This is a genomic window from Companilactobacillus kimchii DSM 13961 = JCM 10707 (assembly GCF_001435445.1).
Taxonomy (GTDB): Bacteria; Bacillota; Bacilli; order Lactobacillales; family Lactobacillaceae; genus Companilactobacillus; species Companilactobacillus kimchii.
Map to the genome: position 1 here is coordinate 138,606 of NZ_AZDH01000027.1, position 16,989 is coordinate 155,594.

General features: G+C 35.6%; 17 protein-coding genes. 2 read left to right on the forward strand and 15 right to left on the reverse strand.

Annotated elements, in window-relative coordinates; genetic code table 11:
* The 6 genes from rnc to FC97_RS12160 all read right to left on the reverse strand — a co-directional run bounded on the left by rnc (nucleotide 1) and on the right by FC97_RS12160 (nucleotide 6,239).
* Complete coding sequence (gene rnc / locus FC97_RS12135; RefSeq protein WP_054641954.1) at nucleotides 1-690, reverse strand: ribonuclease III; 690 nt, start codon at nucleotides 688-690, stop codon at nucleotides 1-3.
* A gap of 85 nt (nucleotides 691-775) precedes the next feature.
* On the reverse strand, nucleotides 776-1,018 hold the full coding sequence (acpP, locus tag FC97_RS12140) for an acyl carrier protein (RefSeq protein ID WP_025085698.1): 243 nt from the start codon (nucleotides 1,016-1,018) through the stop codon (nucleotides 776-778).
* 11 nt (nucleotides 1,019-1,029) lie between these two features.
* Nucleotides 1,030-2,034: a phosphate acyltransferase PlsX gene (gene plsX, locus FC97_RS12145; RefSeq protein ID WP_056968312.1), complete on the reverse strand. Its 1,005-nt coding sequence runs from the start codon at nucleotides 2,032-2,034 to the stop codon at nucleotides 1,030-1,032.
* Between the two features lie 12 nt (nucleotides 2,035-2,046).
* Entirely contained in the window at nucleotides 2,047-4,083 is a 2,037-nt protein-coding gene (recG, locus tag FC97_RS12150) for an ATP-dependent DNA helicase RecG (protein WP_054641955.1), read from the reverse strand.
* A 73-nt stretch (nucleotides 4,084-4,156) separates the two neighbouring features.
* On the reverse strand, nucleotides 4,157-5,845 hold the full coding sequence (locus FC97_RS12155) for a DAK2 domain-containing protein (protein ID WP_087882335.1): 1,689 nt from the start codon (nucleotides 5,843-5,845) through the stop codon (nucleotides 4,157-4,159).
* Nucleotides 5,846-5,870: 25 nt separating this feature from the next.
* Nucleotides 5,871-6,239 carry an Asp23/Gls24 family envelope stress response protein gene (locus FC97_RS12160; protein ID WP_025085695.1) on the reverse strand — a complete coding sequence of 123 codons (369 nt, stop codon included), beginning with the start codon at nucleotides 6,237-6,239 and terminating at the stop codon, nucleotides 5,871-5,873.
* 197 nt (nucleotides 6,240-6,436) lie between these two features.
* On the opposite strand from FC97_RS12160, the gene rpmB reads away from it, so the two are divergent.
* The gene (gene rpmB, locus FC97_RS12165) at nucleotides 6,437-6,622 is read left to right on the forward strand and encodes a 50S ribosomal protein L28 (RefSeq protein WP_054641956.1); all 186 of its coding nucleotides are present in this window, start codon (nucleotides 6,437-6,439) and stop codon (nucleotides 6,620-6,622) included.
* A 109-nt stretch (nucleotides 6,623-6,731) separates the two neighbouring features.
* A complete protein-coding gene (locus tag FC97_RS12170) occupies nucleotides 6,732-7,562 on the forward strand; it encodes a polysaccharide lyase domain-containing protein (protein WP_054641957.1) in 831 nt (276 codons plus the stop codon).
* Between the two features lie 58 nt (nucleotides 7,563-7,620).
* Here FC97_RS12170 and FC97_RS12175 read toward each other — a convergent pair whose 3' ends face one another.
* From FC97_RS12175 to fmt, 9 genes are all read right to left on the reverse strand, one after another.
* Nucleotides 7,621-8,766 carry a trans-sulfuration enzyme family protein gene (locus FC97_RS12175; protein ID WP_054641958.1) on the reverse strand — a complete coding sequence of 382 codons (1,146 nt, stop codon included), beginning with the start codon at nucleotides 8,764-8,766 and terminating at the stop codon, nucleotides 7,621-7,623.
* 209 nt (nucleotides 8,767-8,975) lie between these two features.
* Nucleotides 8,976-9,596, reverse strand: a complete 621-nt coding sequence (locus tag FC97_RS12180) for a hydrolase (RefSeq protein ID WP_054641959.1) — start codon at nucleotides 9,594-9,596, stop codon at nucleotides 8,976-8,978.
* A gap of 162 nt (nucleotides 9,597-9,758) precedes the next feature.
* Nucleotides 9,759-10,412, reverse strand: coding sequence for a thiamine diphosphokinase (locus tag FC97_RS12185; protein WP_054641960.1), 654 nt, complete (start codon nucleotides 10,410-10,412; stop codon nucleotides 9,759-9,761).
* Entirely contained in the window at nucleotides 10,409-11,080 is a 672-nt protein-coding gene (rpe, locus tag FC97_RS12190) for a ribulose-phosphate 3-epimerase (RefSeq protein WP_054641961.1), read from the reverse strand. The genes FC97_RS12185 and rpe overlap by 4 nt, the downstream gene beginning before the upstream one ends.
* Nucleotides 11,081-11,093: 13 nt before the next feature.
* A complete protein-coding gene (rsgA, locus tag FC97_RS12195; RefSeq protein ID WP_054641962.1) occupies nucleotides 11,094-11,984 on the reverse strand; it encodes a ribosome small subunit-dependent GTPase A in 891 nt (296 codons plus the stop codon).
* A 7-nt stretch (nucleotides 11,985-11,991) separates the two neighbouring features.
* On the reverse strand, nucleotides 11,992-13,959 hold the full coding sequence (gene pknB / locus FC97_RS12200) for a Stk1 family PASTA domain-containing Ser/Thr kinase (protein ID WP_054641963.1): 1,968 nt from the start codon (nucleotides 13,957-13,959) through the stop codon (nucleotides 11,992-11,994).
* On the reverse strand, nucleotides 13,960-14,706 hold the full coding sequence (locus FC97_RS12205) for a Stp1/IreP family PP2C-type Ser/Thr phosphatase (protein WP_054641964.1): 747 nt from the start codon (nucleotides 14,704-14,706) through the stop codon (nucleotides 13,960-13,962).
* Nucleotides 14,707-14,725: 19 nt separating this feature from the next.
* Nucleotides 14,726-16,048, reverse strand: coding sequence for a 16S rRNA (cytosine(967)-C(5))-methyltransferase RsmB (gene rsmB / locus FC97_RS12210; RefSeq protein WP_054641965.1), 1,323 nt, complete (start codon nucleotides 16,046-16,048; stop codon nucleotides 14,726-14,728).
* Entirely contained in the window at nucleotides 16,038-16,988 is a 951-nt protein-coding gene (gene fmt / locus FC97_RS12215; protein WP_054641966.1) for a methionyl-tRNA formyltransferase, read from the reverse strand. Before fmt ends, rsmB begins: the two co-directional genes overlap by 11 nt.
* Nucleotide 16,989: the final 1 nt, after the last annotated feature.

Genomic DNA, 16,989 nt, shown 5'->3' on the forward strand with positions numbered 1-16,989 from the left:
CTATAATTCCTCTAATGCTCTTTTGGCTGCCATTTGTTCGGCGTGCTTCTTACTGTATCCAAGACCCTTGGACAAGATTTTACCATTAGCAATTAATTCTACTTTAAACTTCTTATCGTGATCAGGACCTTCTTCATCGATCACTTTATAATCAATTTCTACTTCACCGGATTGTTGTAACTTCTCCTGTAAATGAGTCTTAAAGTCTGTATCCTCAGAGAATTCACCTGAATCAATATGCGGATAAACAACTTTCTTCAAAAATTCATTTACAACTTCATTACCTTGATCCAAATACAAAGCACCATTAAAGGCTTCAAAAATATCCTCCAATAATGTATGTCTTTGACGTGCACCTTGTTTTTCCTCACCTTTACCAATCAAAAGGTATTTATCAATATTAATTTCTTTAGCAAATCTAGCAAAACTATCTGTTCTAACAATATCTGATCTTAATCTTGTTAATTTACCTTCAGGTAATTCAGGATACTTTTTGAACAAATAACGAGAAATATTAATTTCTAGAACGGCATCTCCTAAGAACTCCAAACGTTCATAGTCACCAATACCTAATTCCTTGTGTTCATTATCAAATGACGAATGTGTCATGGCTCTTTCAACGAGTCTTTTATCGTTAAATTTAATTCCGTATCTTTCATCTAAAAATTCTAAGAATTTCGGATCTAACATAACGTGTCCCCTTTCCAATAACATTAATTATACTAAACTTTTATCATAAATAATTATCCGGATAAAAAAATAAGACCACGCGGCCTTATTTTTGATGTGAAGAAATGTAAGTAACTGCTTCACCAACTGTTGTAATCTTTTCTGCATCATCATCTGGAATTTCTGAACCGAAAGCATCTTCTAGTTCAAGCACAAATTCAACAAGGTCGATTGAATCAGCATCGAGATCCTTAGTAAAAGATGTTTCTTTAGTAATTGTTGATGGTTCAACTTCAAATTTGTCAGTAATCAATGAAACGATTTTGTCAAAAACTTCTTGTTCTGTCATGGAGTTTCTCCTTATTTTTCAGTACTCATTTTTTCAAAATACTTATTTGCTTTGTTAATTGTATCATTCTGTAGCATATCATTAATTTGCTTAACTGTATAAAAGACTGTTTTGGCATCTGCGGCACCATGTGCTTTGATTACCGGTGACTTCAATCCAAGTAAGACTGCCCCACCGGCTTGAGATGTATCAAACATCTTCTTTAAACCCTTTAATGACGGTGAAACGATAGCTGCACCCATTTTAGTAAAAATACCGTTGTTTAGCAAGGCATCTTTTAATTCACTTAAAAGAATCGTAGCAGTTCCCTCAGTTGCCTTCAAAGCAGCATTTCCAGTAAAACCATCAGTAACGATAACATCAGCTACGCCAGCCAGAATATTATTTGATTCAACATTGCCAATAAAGTTGATACCTTCAGTATCTTTCAATAATTGATAAGCCTCTTTATGTAGAGAATCACCCTTATCGTATTCAGTACCATTATTTAACAAGGCAATACGTGGTTTATCAATCTTTTTAACATCGCGAGCATAAATTGAACCCATCACAGCCCATTGTTGTAAGTAGCTAGGCTTAGCTTCGGCATTTGCACCAACGTCAAGAATATTAACGCCTAAGGAAGAATTAGTTACTGGTAAAGTTGGCATCAATGCTGGACGATCAACTTGCTTGATTCTTCCAACAATAAAGATTCCTGCTGCCAACAATGCACCAGTATTTCCTAATGAAAAGAGGGCATCATTTTCGCCATCTTTAACTGACTTTGCGGCCAAAACCATTGAAGCATTCTTTTTAGAACGAATAGCTCTAACTGGTTCGTCAGTTCCCAAAATCTCTTCATCCGTGTGAACGATAGAAATTCTTGTGCTATCTTTCAAATATTTCTTGATCTTTTCTTGATCACCGTATAAAACGAATTCCAAATTATCCCATTCGTCTCGTGCTTGTTCAATACCTTCAACAATTACTTGAGGAGCATTGTCCCCACCCATTGCATCTACAGCTATTTTCATTTTGTTTCCTCACTAATCAAAATTATTTAATTGGTCAAATTCATCACTTATAAATGATTTTAAAGTCTCTGTTTCTGGACTATTCATCAGTTTCTCATCTTCAAAGAGACGTTTTGCTTCTTCTTGAGCCACTTCTAGAATGTTGATGTCATTAACAGGATTACCAACTTTAAACTCTGGCAAACCTGACTGACGATTACCTAACATATCACCCGCGCCACGCATCTTCAAATCCTCTTCAGCTAGAACAAAGCCATCATTAGTTGAAGTCAGGATCTTCATCCGCTCTAATGCTGTTTCGTTTTTAGGATCTGCAATCAAAATACAATAAGATTGTTTCTCCCCCCGACCAACACGACCACGAAGCTGATGTAGCTGCGATAAACCAAAACGGTTAGCGTCATAGATAACCATTACTGAAGCATTCGGTACGTCAACTCCGACTTCAATAACTGTCGTAGAAACCAGAACGTCAATTTTTTTATCACTAAAATCATTCATAACTGATTCTTTTTGATCATTAGGCATTTGGCCATGTAGTAATCCAATTTTGTACTTCTTACCAAAAAGTTCTGTAAATTTATCGTAAATCAACTCAGCGTTTTTTAAGTCCATCTTCTCTGATTCAGAAATCAGTGGTGTGACTACGTACACTTGAGCTCCTGTGGATAACTCTTTATCGACAAATTGATACATCTGTTCGATCTTCTGACTTCTGATCCAGTAGGTTTCAATTTTTTTACGTCCAGCGGGCAACTGATCGATTCGTGAAACATCCATATCACCATAAGTAGTAATTGCCAAAGTTCTTGGGATTGGAGTGGCCGTCATTGCCAAAACATCTGGATTTTCACCCTTCTGACGCATAGCTTTTCGTTGATTAACACCGAAACGATGTTGTTCATCAATTACAATCAAACCTAAATTCTTATAGTCGACACCCTCTTGAATCAAAGCATGGGTTCCCACAATAATATTTGTTTTGCCATCAGCAATGTCACTAGTAATAAAATCATGCTCTTTCTTTGTCTGTGAGCCTGTCAATAAAGCCGTCCGAATCTTCAATGGTGCCAACAATTTACTAATTTTATCAAAATGTTGTTGAGCCAAAATTTCCGTTGGTGCCATGATGGCAGCCTGATATCCCGCTGTTACTGAAGCCAACATAGCAATAACTGAAACGATTGTCTTTCCAGATCCAACATCCCCTTGCAAAAGACGATTCATGTGATGATCTGAATCCATATCACTCAATATTTCTTTGACAACTCGATCTTGTGCTGGCGTTAAAGTAAACGGTAAATCTTGAATAAATTTTTCAATAAATGTCTTATCATAACCTTCAATTATTCCGACATTTCCTTGATTATCATTTAATTTAATACTCTGCAAACCACACTGGAATAAGAAAAATTCACGAAATTTTGCACTACGTCTGGCTTCATCACTCTGTTCTGCATCTTTAGGAAAATGAACTCCAGCTACAATCTGTTCATCATTCAACAATTTATATTTTTCCCGCAAGAATTCTGGTACTACGGTATCAATCTGATCATGATATTTTTCAAAAGCTAATTTTATCAAATTAATCAATGTTTTTTGATGAATATTTTTATTTACTGAATAAACTGAGTCGATCGAGTCGTCATTATTTACATCAATCACTTTAACACCAGTCAGTGCACGTCGATTTTGATTCCATTTGCCATAAACCGCTACATCACTACCGGTCTCAAATTTATCTTTTAACCATGGTTGATTAAAGAAAGTCACCATGATCGATTCATTTTCAACCAAGAGTCGTACGTTCAAACGATTTTTTTTGTAACCAAAACGGAAAACGACCGGATCACTGGCAACAACACCCTTCAAAAGAATCTTCTCTTGATCGGTGGCTTCATCTAATGACTTAGCTTCCATATCTTCATATCGAAAAGGAAAATAAAATAACAAATCATAGACATTTTCGATTCCCAACGATTGTAAAGATTCTAAGCGTTTAGGACCTACGCCAGGCAATGTTGCCAACGATACTTTTCTAAGATCCATAAATTTCCCCTTTCTCTAACAGAACTAAAAGAGGCATGACAAAACAAACGTTTCATCAGTGCCTCCTTTATTTTTATTCAACCGAAATTAAATATGGATAAACTGGTTGGTCACCTTGGTGAATCTCTGTTTCGAGATCAGCATACTTATCATCTAAGTAATCGGCGACTTTTTGAGCATCTTCAGTATTTCCATCTTTACCAACCAAGATAGTAATTACTTCACTATCTTCATCAATCATTTTGTCGAGCATCTTTTCCGTACCGGCAATAATATCGGCATCATCAACTAAGATCTTACCGTCAACAATTCCCATATAATGACCGTTGGTAATCTTTAAGCCATCAATCTCAGTATCACGAATAGCTTGAGTAATTTGACCACTCTTAACGGTATCTAAGGAGTCTTCCATATTTTCTTTGTTATCTTCCAAATCAGATTCAGGATTGAATGAAAGCATCGCTGTCATTCCTTGTGAAATCGTCTTTGTAGCAACAATAGCTACCGGAATATCCACTAGATCGACCGCTTGTTTGGCCGCCATAATGATATTTCCATTATTAGGCAAAACAAGTGCACGTTTAGCATTAGATTTATTGATTGCGTCAACAATATCATTTGTTGATGGATTCATTGTTTGTCCGCCACTGATAATATTTGTCACACCTAAACTTTCAAATAACTTAGCTAAACCTTCACCTGAAGAAACGGCAATAACAGCATAGTCTAATTGTTTTGTTTCTTCCTTAGGTGCTTCAGCATTTTCAAATGGTTCATCTTCTTCAACAATTGTTTCATGTTGAAGTCTCATATTATCAATTTTAATTTTTGATAAAGAACCAAATTTACGACCAGCTTCCCAAACTTTGTAAGGATAGTTGGTGTGAACATGGACTTTAATCACTTCATCATCAGACACACAAATCAGTGAATCACCAATAGTATCTAAATAGCTACGTAACTTTTCATTATCAAATTTTTCGTCAGAAGTAGGATCATCACCCAATTTGACCATCATTTCAGTACAGTAACCATTTTCGATATCATCTGTATTAAATTGACCTTGAGCTGATTGATGATGACTAGCATTAACCATCTCACTCATATCTTTTTCATCAGGGACATATTCTTCATCATTGCTTGTTTGACCGCTTAGACCTTCTAAGAAGCCTTCATAGATGAATACTAGTCCTTGACCACCAGAATCAACTACACCAACTTCTTTCAATACAGGAAGTAATGACGGTGTCTTCTCTAGTCCGACCTTAGCACCTGCAACAACTGCTTGTAGAATCTCGATCGTATCATTAGTGCTTTCGACCTTCTTCATAGCAGCTTCAGCACCATATCTGGCAACAGTTAAAATTGTTCCTTCAACTGGCTTCATAACAGCTTTATAGGCCGTTTTCACACCATCATCGAAAGCTTTAGCTAAATCCATAGCTGTCAAAGAATCTTTATCTTCAATACTCTTTGAGAAACCACGGAAAATTTGTGAAGTGATAACACCTGAATTACCACGTGCGCCCATCAAAAGACCTTTTGCAAGAGCTTTGCCAAGAACACCGACATTTTCACTCTCTGATTCATTAACAGCTTTAAAACCACTCTGAATTGTCAAACTCATATTAGTTCCGGTATCGCCATCAGGAACCGGAAAGACATTCAACGAATTTACAAACTTAGCATTTTTTTCAAGTCTGTGCGATGCAACACGCACCATATCTGAAAATTCTTTTTTTGTAATTAATTCTTTGCTCAAAAGTTTCCCCTCCAACCAGCTTTACCTATTCAATATCATCTAGAACTTTAATTCCTTGAACATAGATGTTAACAGTGCCGGCTGGTGTTCCTAGCATTGTTTCTAGGTTATATTTTACTTTTTCTTTTAAATTTCTTGCTACTTCAGATATTTTAATTCCATATCCAACGATTATATAGACATCAACGGCCAGTTTACCATCTTCTTGATGAATAACTATACCTCTAGAAAAATCTTCACGGTTTAAGATTGTATTCATACCATCACGCAATTGATTCTTGCTTGCCATACCTACGATACCGTAGATATCAGAAGCAGCTCCACCAACGATTGTTGCAACAGTATTTGTTGAAATTTCAATTTCACCATGTTTTGTTTTTATTGTAACTGCCATTTCTGGATCCTCCTATTCTTTGGACCTAAGCTATAATAAACATTAAAATTTTATCATAGCAACATTTCGAATTAAAGAAATAAACTATAATAAACTCTATTATTACACAATTAGTCTATTGATTTCATTTCTAGGTTATGGTAAATTAGTCAGGTGATATTTTAAAGAAAAACATGTAGCCAAAGGAGGTCGGTCCCATGGCAAAAGATATTATTACAGGCCGTAAAACAGTGTTCGGTAACAAACGTTCACACGCTCTTAACCAATCAAAACGTTCTTGGAAGCCAAACTTGCAAAAAGTTCGTATCATGATTGATGGTAAGCCAAAACGTGTATGGGTTTCAGCTAGAGCATTGAAATCAGGAAAAGTTACTCGTGTATAATTATCACTTAATTATTTAAAAAGGACTAGCAATCTATATTGTTGGTCCTTTTTATTTTACTCTATTATAATAAATTTCTAAAATTCTTTTCTAAAGGGGGCCTATTAAAATGAGTAAATTTATCATTGGCGATCAAGAAAATAAAGATGATCAATTGGCTCAAGCTATTGTAAACGCTAAGGATGGCGATGTTATTGAATTGCAGCCTGGCACCTACTTTACAAGTGAGAGCCCCTTTATTTGTACAGTCAGACAAAATTTAACTTTTATCGGTAAATCTTCTAACAAAGATAATATTAAATTAAATTGTAGTTTTACCATTGGTGCTAAGAATATTATTATTTTTAAAAATTTAACAATTACTTTCCCTGCTAACGGTGAAAACACTTTATCCGCCTATGACGGTGCCGAAGTTTATACGGACAATGTCTGCATAAATCGTGAAACTTCTGATAATTGGGATACAGTTTACGGTCAAAATGCTAACTTCTCATTCAAAAACTCACAAATTTTGACCGGCATGAAGACAAAAGCAATCGGCCTATCGCTCGATAATAGCCAAATTTTTGCGGACAATACTTCAATTCAATTTTTATTTCAAAGAAAATCAAAAGCATATTTGAGAAATTCAATCGTTACTCACGAATTTAAATTACGTCAACACTCAGAAACTTATTTTCGTAATTTAACTATGGTTTCATACGTAGTTCCTCATAAAAATGACCTAACCGTCCATAGCGGATCTAAATTTCAAGGTCAAGATTTAGTTTTTACCAGCGATAAGCCAAAGTTACGAATTTTTAAAGGTGACTTTGAAGTTAACAATACTAATCCTGAACCTGATCAATTACATTTTAAATTCGATAATTCTTCTAAAGTTTCGGTTGATGACAAAAAACCATTCAATGAAGATCACCAAAACATTAAAAAAAATAAATAAACATCTATGACTAGAAAAACGATACATAATTCGTATCATTTTCTGACATAGATGTTTTTTATTGTAATCGGTCTAAACTATTAGCAAGATCTGTGATTAAGTCTTTAGGATCTTCAATACCAACGGATAATCTAACTAATTGATGCGTAATACCCGCTTTTAATTGCTCCTCAGACGATAATTCAGCATGTGTCATCTTATATGGCAATTCAATTAAACTCTCGACAGCACCCAAACTAACGGCCAATTGAATCAATTCAGTTCCTTCAACAAATTCAGTAGAGTCCAAACCATCTTTTAATTCGAAAGAAACGATTCCGCCAAAGCCATCGGCCTCAGCTTGGGCTATTTCGTGATCTTTACTGCCAGCAATTCCTGGATAATAAATTTTAGCAATCTCTGAACGGCTTTGTAAAAATTCCACAATTTTTTGAGCATTACTCAAATGACGATCCATTCTAACTGCTAAAGTCTGAATTCCTCGACGAACTAAATTGGAATCCTCAGGCGAAAGTGTTGAACCAATCGCATTTTGATTAAAATAAATCTTTTCAGCAATTTTTGCATCCTTGGCTACCGCCATACCGGCAATAACGTCTGAATGTCCACTTAAGTACTTAGTAGCCGAATGGATCACAATATCAGCTCCCAAATCCAAAGGTCTTTGAAGATATGGTGATAAGAAAGTGTTATCGACAATTGTTAAAAGATTGTGTCTCTTAGCGACCTCAGCTGTTTTCTTAACACTTGTTACATGTAATAAAGGATTAGTAAAACTTTCAAAATAAATTGCTTTAGTATTCGGTCTAATTGCTGCTTCAATTTCTTCAGAATTTTGAGTATCAACAGCAGTGAATTCTAAATTCCAACGTTTAAAAAATTCATTAATAATTCTAAAAGTTCCGCCATAAATTTCTTTGCCAATGATCAAATGATCCCCTGGTTTAAAAATTGCCAAAACTGCATGGATGGCAGCTGACCCTGAAGAAAAGGCAAATCCTCGATAACCATCCTCCAGTTCTGCAACTTGCTGTTCCAAATAATTTCTGGTTGGATTTCCAGAACGAGCATAATCATATTTAACTTTGGCATCAACTGATGGATAAATATAAGTTGATGAATTGTAAACAGGTACATTAACGGCCCCTGTATTGTTATCTTTTTGTGGTGTCCCATGAACTAATTTCGTATCAAATTCTGTCATAATTTCCCTCCAACATTTGATTTAGTCGGTGCAAAACAAGCCCTATCGTATCACTTCTAATAGAATCTTTTAACTATATGTACTTTTATTATCTAAATATTTATATTTTTTAAATCGTCAAAAAAGAGTATTTATATCAACCACAAAAATTGATATAGATACTCTTTTTAATACGATATGAATTAATTATTTTTTTCGATTGAATTTCTTTATCCAAGTTCCAAGAAATCCCCCATAGCAGTCATTGCTTCAACAAACGCCGGTACAGTTTCTTTACGACCCCAATCACGTTGTAATTCACAAGCTAACTGTGTGACTGTTGTCAATTGTGCACCTGCTTGTTCCATTCTTCGTAATGCTGTTTCATGGGCAATTTTAGAAGTACCACCGACTGCGTCAACAACTGGAAAGACGTGATACCCTTCTTTTAAGGCATTAAGGGTTGGAAAACTTAGACAGGCTTCCGTCCATAAAGCCGCAATGATAATATTTTTCTTACCTGACGCCTTTACCGCATCATAAAATTCTTGATCTTCCCAGGCGTCAATCTGCGTTCGATCGTAAGATTCAACATTAGGTAATAACTCCTTCAATTGCGGAATAGTATCCTTATTCTTTCCGGTAGCTACATTCACTGTTGATAAAATAGTTGGTATTTTAAAGCCATTGATCAATTTTTGAGTAACAACGATATTCTTGATTAATTCAGCCCGATTCATTGAATTAATTGAATTCACCTGTGTTGGTTGATAATCAATTAGAACAAAAACAGAATTATCTGAATTCAACAATGTATCATCTTCTGATGCTTTCTTTAGCATACTAGTCATATTAAATTTCCTCGTATCTAAAAAATTTTTACAGTGGTAATATAAGCTGAATCGCTTAATTAAACAAATATCTTAGAGATACATATCGTCTTTACCTAAACAAAAAGCAGATATCTACTTAGAAATACTTTCTTCTAATTAGATATCTGCTTTTTTATCTCATTAATCTTTACTTTGAATAACAGCAACAATTCCACTTTCAAAGCCAAAATCAATGGTTTCATCTAGAAACTCGTTGCTTGCCCAACTGACTGGATGTCCAGCATTAAAATCTTTTAGCTTATATTTAGCATCATAGATGTTTAAATGCGTTACAGGGCCTAAATTAACAAAGGCTATGTATTTCATCCCATTCTCATGATAAATCTTGTAGCGGCCTGGTTTACAGAATCTAATCGTATTCGTCGATGACTTGTAGTACAACTTATCGTAAAAATCCAAAAACCTTGGATCGAATGGTAAAAACAAGTTAACTAGGAAATGATCAATTCGGCCACCAGTTGCACCATAAACATAATATTCCTGGGCATTATATTTTTCCCTAGCTGCTAAAAGGCATAACTCTGAATCGGTATCATCTTTTTCAGGTGGGAACTTTTTAAAATCAGCAATATTGTCTTTCAACAAACGTTGTTCTTTTTTGTTAATAGAATCAAAATCGCCAATAGCAATATCAGGAATAATGCCTTGTTCTAACAAATACAAACTACCACGATCTGCTCCAACCCAAGGTCCAGGAATTCCTTTGATGCTCTTACTTAACTCATCCGGATACTCAGATTTGGGACCGCCTAAAAGAATATTCACTCGTTTCATTGCTTGGCGTTCACTGCTAACGACTTCAAATTATCAACACGATCCTTGATATCATCATGACCATAAAGATATGAACCTGCAACAAAAATATCGGCACCGGCATGAGCACATTGAGCAATAGTTTCATTATTGATTCCACCGTCAACTTCGATTTGGAAATCATCATCGGCAGCTGTTTGACGTAATTGATCTAAACGTTGAATCTTCTTAGTCATACCTGGAATGAATTTTTGACCACCAAAACCAGGATTAACTGTCATAACTAAAATTTGATCAATAACTGGGAAAAGTTCTTTAACTGTTTCCAAAGGTGTTCCAGGGTTAACAACTACTCCAGCCTTAACACCTAAGCTCTTGATCAGATCAATTGAACGATAGATGTGTTGTGTGCTTTCAGCATGAACCAAAATGGTGTCAGCACCAGCATCAACGATTGGCTTGATATAGGCATCAGGATTATCGATCATCAAATGAACATCCAATGGCTTATCAGTTACTCTTCGCATTCCTTCAACCACACTAGGGCTAAAGGACATGTTAGGCACAAAGTGCCCATCCATAATATCAATGTGGAACACGTCTGCTCCAGCTTGTTCAGCTACTTTCACATCTCGTTCTAGATTCATAATATCTGCAGACAAAATTGAAGGTGCAATCTTTACTGTCATTTAAATCAACTCCTCAATATCTTTTTTTGTATGAATTAATTTCATTTAAAAAATACAGATAATTGTCGTAACGACTCTGCATTATGTTACCTTCAGCCAATTCTTCCTTAACCTTACAGTTGGGTTCATTGACATGACGACACCCTCTGAATTGGCATTCAGGACTATATTCCAAAAACTCTGGAAATAAAGTAGGCAATTCTTCTGGAGCAACATTCATTAAATCAATCGATGAAAATCCTGGAGTATCAGCTACCAAACCATCTGCAATATCAAACAACGATACTTGTCTAGTCGTATGTTTACCACGATTCAAAGTCTGAGAAATGGCTGCTGTGGCCAAACCCAGTTCTGTATCAATATGATTTAGCAAAGTTGACTTACCAGCACCAGACTGGCCCGTAAAGACAGTAACTTTTCCCGCAAAGGTTGCCTCTAATTTAGCAACCTGTTGGTCATTGTAACTATCACGATCATCAAAGACTAAATAACCAGCTCGATGATAACCTTCTAAGGTCTCTTTTAAAGTTTGATACTGTTCATCGTTTAAAAGATCTGATTTTGTCAAATAAATTACTGGTTCAATACCATTATGTTCAATATTGATCAAAATCTTATCTAATAAATTACTTGAAAAATTTGGTTCTGCCGCTGAAGTAACTACAATAGCTTGATCAATATTTGCTATTGGTGGTCGAACTAAACTATTTTCACGCGGCAAAATCTCTAGAATATAGCCTAAATCACCTGTCGCATCAAAAGTGACTTTATCACCAACTAAAGGTTTAATCTTACGCTTACGGAAGTTACCTCGTGCCCTAGTTCTGATTATCTCTTTACTTTCATCGTCAAAAACATCATAAAAACCACTGATTGATTTTATGATTCTTCCTGTTTTTTCCATAAATCACCTATTTAACTGAACCACCAAGAACGGTCTTGTTATCTCGTTCAACTACATATGATCCAGTTTGTCCATCCTTTAAATTAAAGCTCAATGTTACGGGAGTATCTTGCGTAATTGTCATCGTCTTATAGACTGTTCCAATGTTATGTGTAGCATCGGAAATATAAATTGTTACACTATTATTTCCACCGGCATCATAAGGAATCGTAATATCTTTAGTTACAGTACTTGTTGATGAAGAACTACTATCGTTATTACTGTCACTACTATCGCTGTCATCCTTATTTGTACTTGTCGACTTATCAGGATCTTTACCTTTAGAGATAACAACTGCCAATGTACCACCCTGATTAATTGTACTATTAGCGGCCGGATTTTGACTAATCAAAAGACCACTCTCAACATCATCTGAATATTGATAAGAAACATTCAAACTCAGTCCGGTTTCACTGGCATAATCCTGAATACTCTTCAAGTTATATCCATCAAGATCACGTACTTTGACCATCTTAGGTTTAACCGTCTTAATTTTAGCTAAAGTCAAAGTTAAAGACTTATTCTTCGTAACGACTTTTTTACCTTTAGGGATACTTTGCTTTAAAATCGTCCCAGCTACGTATTCATTTGTGGCTTTGTATTCAATCTTGACTTTAAAGCCCCGTTTCTTCAGATTATCAGAAACGTCCTCATACTGTTTACCAACCAATTTTGGCATCTTGTAGTATGTGGCTCCTAGGCTAACAACCAAATTGACTTGTGCGCTATTTTTCAATTTTAGACCTTTAGCAGGAATTGATTTAATAACGTGACCTGCTTCAACATCGTCATCATTTTCTCTAGACAGATCCCCAACTTGAAGATTAGAGCTCTTTAACATGACAGTCGCCTGTTTAACAGTCAAATTATACAAATCTGGTACTGTTGTCTCTTGATTGCTCTTGATGACCATTGCAATGACAAATAAAATCAAAATCAACGGAACAAGTGACGCTAACAAAATTATTTTTCTTTTTTTACTTAATTTCTTTGTTTGGTGTTTAGGAACCGGCGTATCATCATCAGTATCAGTCAACGGTTCCATCACACGTGTTTCTTCTAAATTATTGATTGGGGTCGGTATAAATTTTGGTTCATCAGCACGTTCAGGCATCAAACAAGTATTCAGATCATCACACATTTCTCTAACTGATTGATAGCGTTGATCTGGATCCTTAGCTGTAGCTTTCAAAACGGCGTTCTCCAGTGGTTGCGGAATATCAGGGTCAATCTTACGTAAGTCCGGCATATCTTCTTTAGAATGCTTCAGAGCGACCGTTACCGCTGTATCTCCTGTGAAGGGAACATGTTTAGTTAATAACTCGAACAAAATGATCCCCAAAGCATAAATATCCGACAAAACTGTAGCCGAACGACCTTTGATCTGTTCTGGCGACATGTAATGCACTGAACCCAAAAGCGAATTAGTTCTGGTAATTGAACGTTCGCTCAAAGCTAGAGCTATTCCGAAATCAGAAACTTTAACTTGTATTGGATCCTTAGATTCATCCACCAAAATATTTTCTGGTTTTAAATCACGATGAATAATTCCATGCTCATGTGCATCTGAAACAGCCATACAGATCTGTTTCATAATATCGACCACTTCATGATAAGGAATTGGGAAATGTGTTCTTATATACTTCTTAAGATTCGGACCATCAACATACTCTATAACAATATATTGAACGCCCTTATCATTTCCGACATCTAGGACATTTACGATATTAGGATTGGAGAGCCCACTAGTTGCTTTAGCTTCACGAGCAAATCTTCTTTTGACAGATTCATCATCCTGAAGATCATATCTCAAAGCCTTTACGGCAACCTTTCGATTTAAAAGCGTGTCATTAGCCAAATAAACATTGGCCATTCCACCTTCGCCAAGTGTACCTAGAATCTCATAACGACCATCTACTAGGTAACCCTTCTCCATTTAATGCTTACCTCCGTCTTCATTTGTAGAAAAGAGCAAGGCGGTAATATTATCTCTTCCCCCGGCGGTATTAGCTTTATCAATCAAAAGATGACACTTAGCTTCTAAGCTTAATTCTTGAGCCAAAATATCTTTAATTTCATTCTCAGGAACCATATTAGTTAATCCATCTGTGCACAACAAAATAATTGAATCAGGTACTAAATCGAAGTCTTTTACCCGTGGTTGAACAGTTTGTGAAACACCCAAAGTTTGAGTAATAATATTTTTCTGTGGATGATTCTCAGCCTCTTCAGGACTAATCTGGCCCGTTTCTAACAATTCATGAACTAGTGAGTGATCTACACTCAATTGCTTTAATTCATCATTTGTATAAATATAGCATCGTGAATCGCCAACATTGACGACCATCATTTTCTTGTCAATAAAGAAAACGCCGACCATAGTTGTTCCCATACCGTTTAAATCATCAAATTGATTAGAAACAGAAACAATTCGATCATTTTCTTTACTTAACTCCCTAATGATCCATTCACGCAATTCGGCAATATTATCGACTTCGGACTCTTCAAAATTATGTCCCAAATGTGAGACTGCCATATCTGAAGCAACATCCCCGCCGCGGTGTCCGCCCATACCATCAGCTACAATGCCAAAAACAATATTCTTTTTATTCTTGAAAACATTGACGTAATCTTGATTATTTTCTCTGAGTTTTCCAACATCAGTTAATAACGCATACTTCATTAGTCTCAACCTTACCTCTTTAGTTTTTTCTAACAAACGCTGCTATAAAGAATCCATCTGTAAAGTAATCACTTGGGAAGATTTTTAACATTCCATGAGTCATTGATCCATCCAAAGCAGGATCATGTTTAACTGGAATTAAATCAAAGTTCAAATGTTTATCAAGGAATTTCTTTACAACTAGTTCATTTTCTTCATCATCAAAAGTACAAGTACTGAAAACTAATTTCCCGTTAACTTCTAGTAAATCTACCATGCTATCGAGAATTTCTAGTTGAACACGTTGCAAATTCTTTAAATCTTCTTCTTTACGGAAGTATCTTAATTCTGGTTTTCTACGAATTAAACCAAGTCCAGAACATGGAGCATCGACCAAAATACGATCAAATTTAGTATTCAAAACATCCTTAGCTTTACGAGCATCGACTGCTCCGGTGCTGATAAGGTCACCATAACCCATTCTTTCACCATTCTCACGAACTAACTTAGTCTTATGTTTGTGAATATCTAAGGCAAAGACTTCTCCATCTTTTAAGTAACTAGCAATATGCGTTGTCTTGCCACCAGGAGCTGAACAGGCATCTAGTACTTTACTGTTAGGTTGAACATCAAGTGCTGGAGCAACTAACATTGAACTTTCATCTTGAATAGTGTACAAACCATCACGGAATTCTTGTGTGTTGACTAAATTACCACTCTTACAGATTAAACCAACTGAAGAAATCTTGCTGGGATGAACATCAAAACCTTGTTTATCCAAAGCTTCTTGTAAATCTTTAACCGTTGTTTTATTAGTATTCACACGAATAGAAACGTGTGATGGTTGATTGATTGAACTAAGGATCTCTTTAGTTTTGTCAAGTCCTTGTTGGTCAATAAAGAGGTCAACTAACCAGCGGGGAATACTGTTACGTAAACTCAAATCATAAACAGAATTGCTCTTAGGTAATTCCTTATAACCATGTCGTTGATAATTTCTTAGAACTGCATTAACCAAATTACCAGCCCCACGACCAGCTTTTTGTTTAGCAATCTCAGTTGACTCATTTAAGACAGCATGATCAGGAATTTTATCTAAGAAGTGCAATTGATATACAGCACTCATCAATAAAAGATCTAACCACAATTCAACTTTTTTATCTTGCAAATATGGCTTCAATTCATATTCCAAAACATATTTATTTTGAATAACACCATAGATAATATTTGTCATTAAACGACTATCGGCGTCTGACATATCAGAATCTTTCAATAAATTACTGATTTCAATATTTGAATAGGCCTTATTTTGGAAAACCTTTGTTAAAGCGATCACTGCTAATTCACGTGGATTATTTTTCATCTATTACTTGTTGTCCTTTTTCTAGATCTTTGCCCAAACCATTCATGTAGTTGGCAATATCCATAATTTTTTTACCGGCTGGTTGAATCTTTTTAATTGAAACGCCTTGTCCATCACCGGCAACGATAACTAAACGTTTCTTACCTAAGTCATAAACACTGCCTACAGGTAAATCAGAATTGATTTCTTCAACTTCCGTCTTATAAAGCTTAGTTCTTTGACCATTAAGCATCATCCAAGCACCAGGATCAGGGCTTAAAGCTCTGATTTGATTAAAGACAGCTTCGGCCGGTTGTGTGAAATCAATATGTTCTTGTTCTTTAGAAATATTTGGTGAGAAAACTACCTTATCAGGATCTTGTTGAATAGGTTGAATGTCGCCACTCAAAATCTTAGGAATAGTATCAAGCAATAATTCACGACCAACAATAGCCAATTTTTCAAATAAACTACCATTATCATCGTCGTTTTCAATTGGTAACTTTTCTTGGCTGATAATATCACCAGCATCCATTCCTTTAACCATATACATGATAGTAATTCCTGTTTCTTTATCACCATTAAGCAATGACCATTGAATAGGAGCGCCGCCACGATACTTAGGTAGCAAGGAACCATGCACATTAATAGCTGCTACCTTGGCTGAATTCAAGAAAGAAGTTGGTAAGAATTGACCATAAGCTGCTGTAATTATCAAATCAGCCTGTAGTGCCTTCAACTCTTCAACTTCAGAACTCCCTGGTAACTTAGCTGGTTGATAGAGTTTAATATTCTCCTCTTCAGCAATTAACTTTACAGGGCTCTTTTGTAATTTTTGTTTACGACCAACCGGTTTATCTGGTTGAGTCACTGCAGCAATTACATCATAGCCTTCTTTTAGAAGTCCTTTTAAAACTGTTGCAGAAAATTCCGGTGTTCCTAAAAATATAACTTTTGTCATT

Coding starts and splice junctions, on each gene's coding strand:
- rpmB (WP_054641956.1), top strand. CDS start 6,437: ATGGCAAAAGATATTATTACAGGCCGTAAAACAGTGTTCGGTAACAAA.
- pknB (WP_054641963.1), bottom strand. CDS start 13,959: ATGGAGAAGGGTTACCTAGTAGATGGTCGTTATGAGATTCTAGGTACA.
- fmt (WP_054641966.1), bottom strand. CDS start 16,988: ATGACAAAAGTTATATTTTTAGGAACACCGGAATTTTCTGCAACAGTT.
- rsgA (WP_054641962.1), bottom strand. CDS start 11,984: ATGGAAAAAACAGGAAGAATCATAAAATCAATCAGTGGTTTTTATGAT.
- FC97_RS12205 (WP_054641964.1), bottom strand. CDS start 14,706: ATGAAGTATGCGTTATTAACTGATGTTGGAAAACTCAGAGAAAATAAT.
- recG (WP_054641955.1), bottom strand. CDS start 4,083: ATGGATCTTAGAAAAGTATCGTTGGCAACATTGCCTGGCGTAGGTCCT.
- acpP (WP_025085698.1), bottom strand. CDS start 1,018: ATGACAGAACAAGAAGTTTTTGACAAAATCGTTTCATTGATTACTGAC.
- FC97_RS12175 (WP_054641958.1), bottom strand. CDS start 8,766: ATGACAGAATTTGATACGAAATTAGTTCATGGGACACCACAAAAAGAT.
- rpe (WP_054641961.1), bottom strand. CDS start 11,080: ATGACAGTAAAGATTGCACCTTCAATTTTGTCTGCAGATATTATGAAT.
- FC97_RS12170 (WP_054641957.1), top strand. CDS start 6,732: ATGAGTAAATTTATCATTGGCGATCAAGAAAATAAAGATGATCAATTG.
- rsmB (WP_054641965.1), bottom strand. CDS start 16,048: ATGAAAAATAATCCACGTGAATTAGCAGTGATCGCTTTAACAAAGGTT.
- FC97_RS12180 (WP_054641959.1), bottom strand. CDS start 9,596: ATGACTAGTATGCTAAAGAAAGCATCAGAAGATGATACATTGTTGAAT.
- rnc (WP_054641954.1), bottom strand. CDS start 690: ATGTTAGATCCGAAATTCTTAGAATTTTTAGATGAAAGATACGGAATT.
- FC97_RS12160 (WP_025085695.1), bottom strand. CDS start 6,239: ATGGCAGTTACAATAAAAACAAAACATGGTGAAATTGAAATTTCAACA.
- plsX (WP_056968312.1), bottom strand. CDS start 2,034: ATGAAAATAGCTGTAGATGCAATGGGTGGGGACAATGCTCCTCAAGTA.
- FC97_RS12185 (WP_054641960.1), bottom strand. CDS start 10,412: ATGAAACGAGTGAATATTCTTTTAGGCGGTCCCAAATCTGAGTATCCG.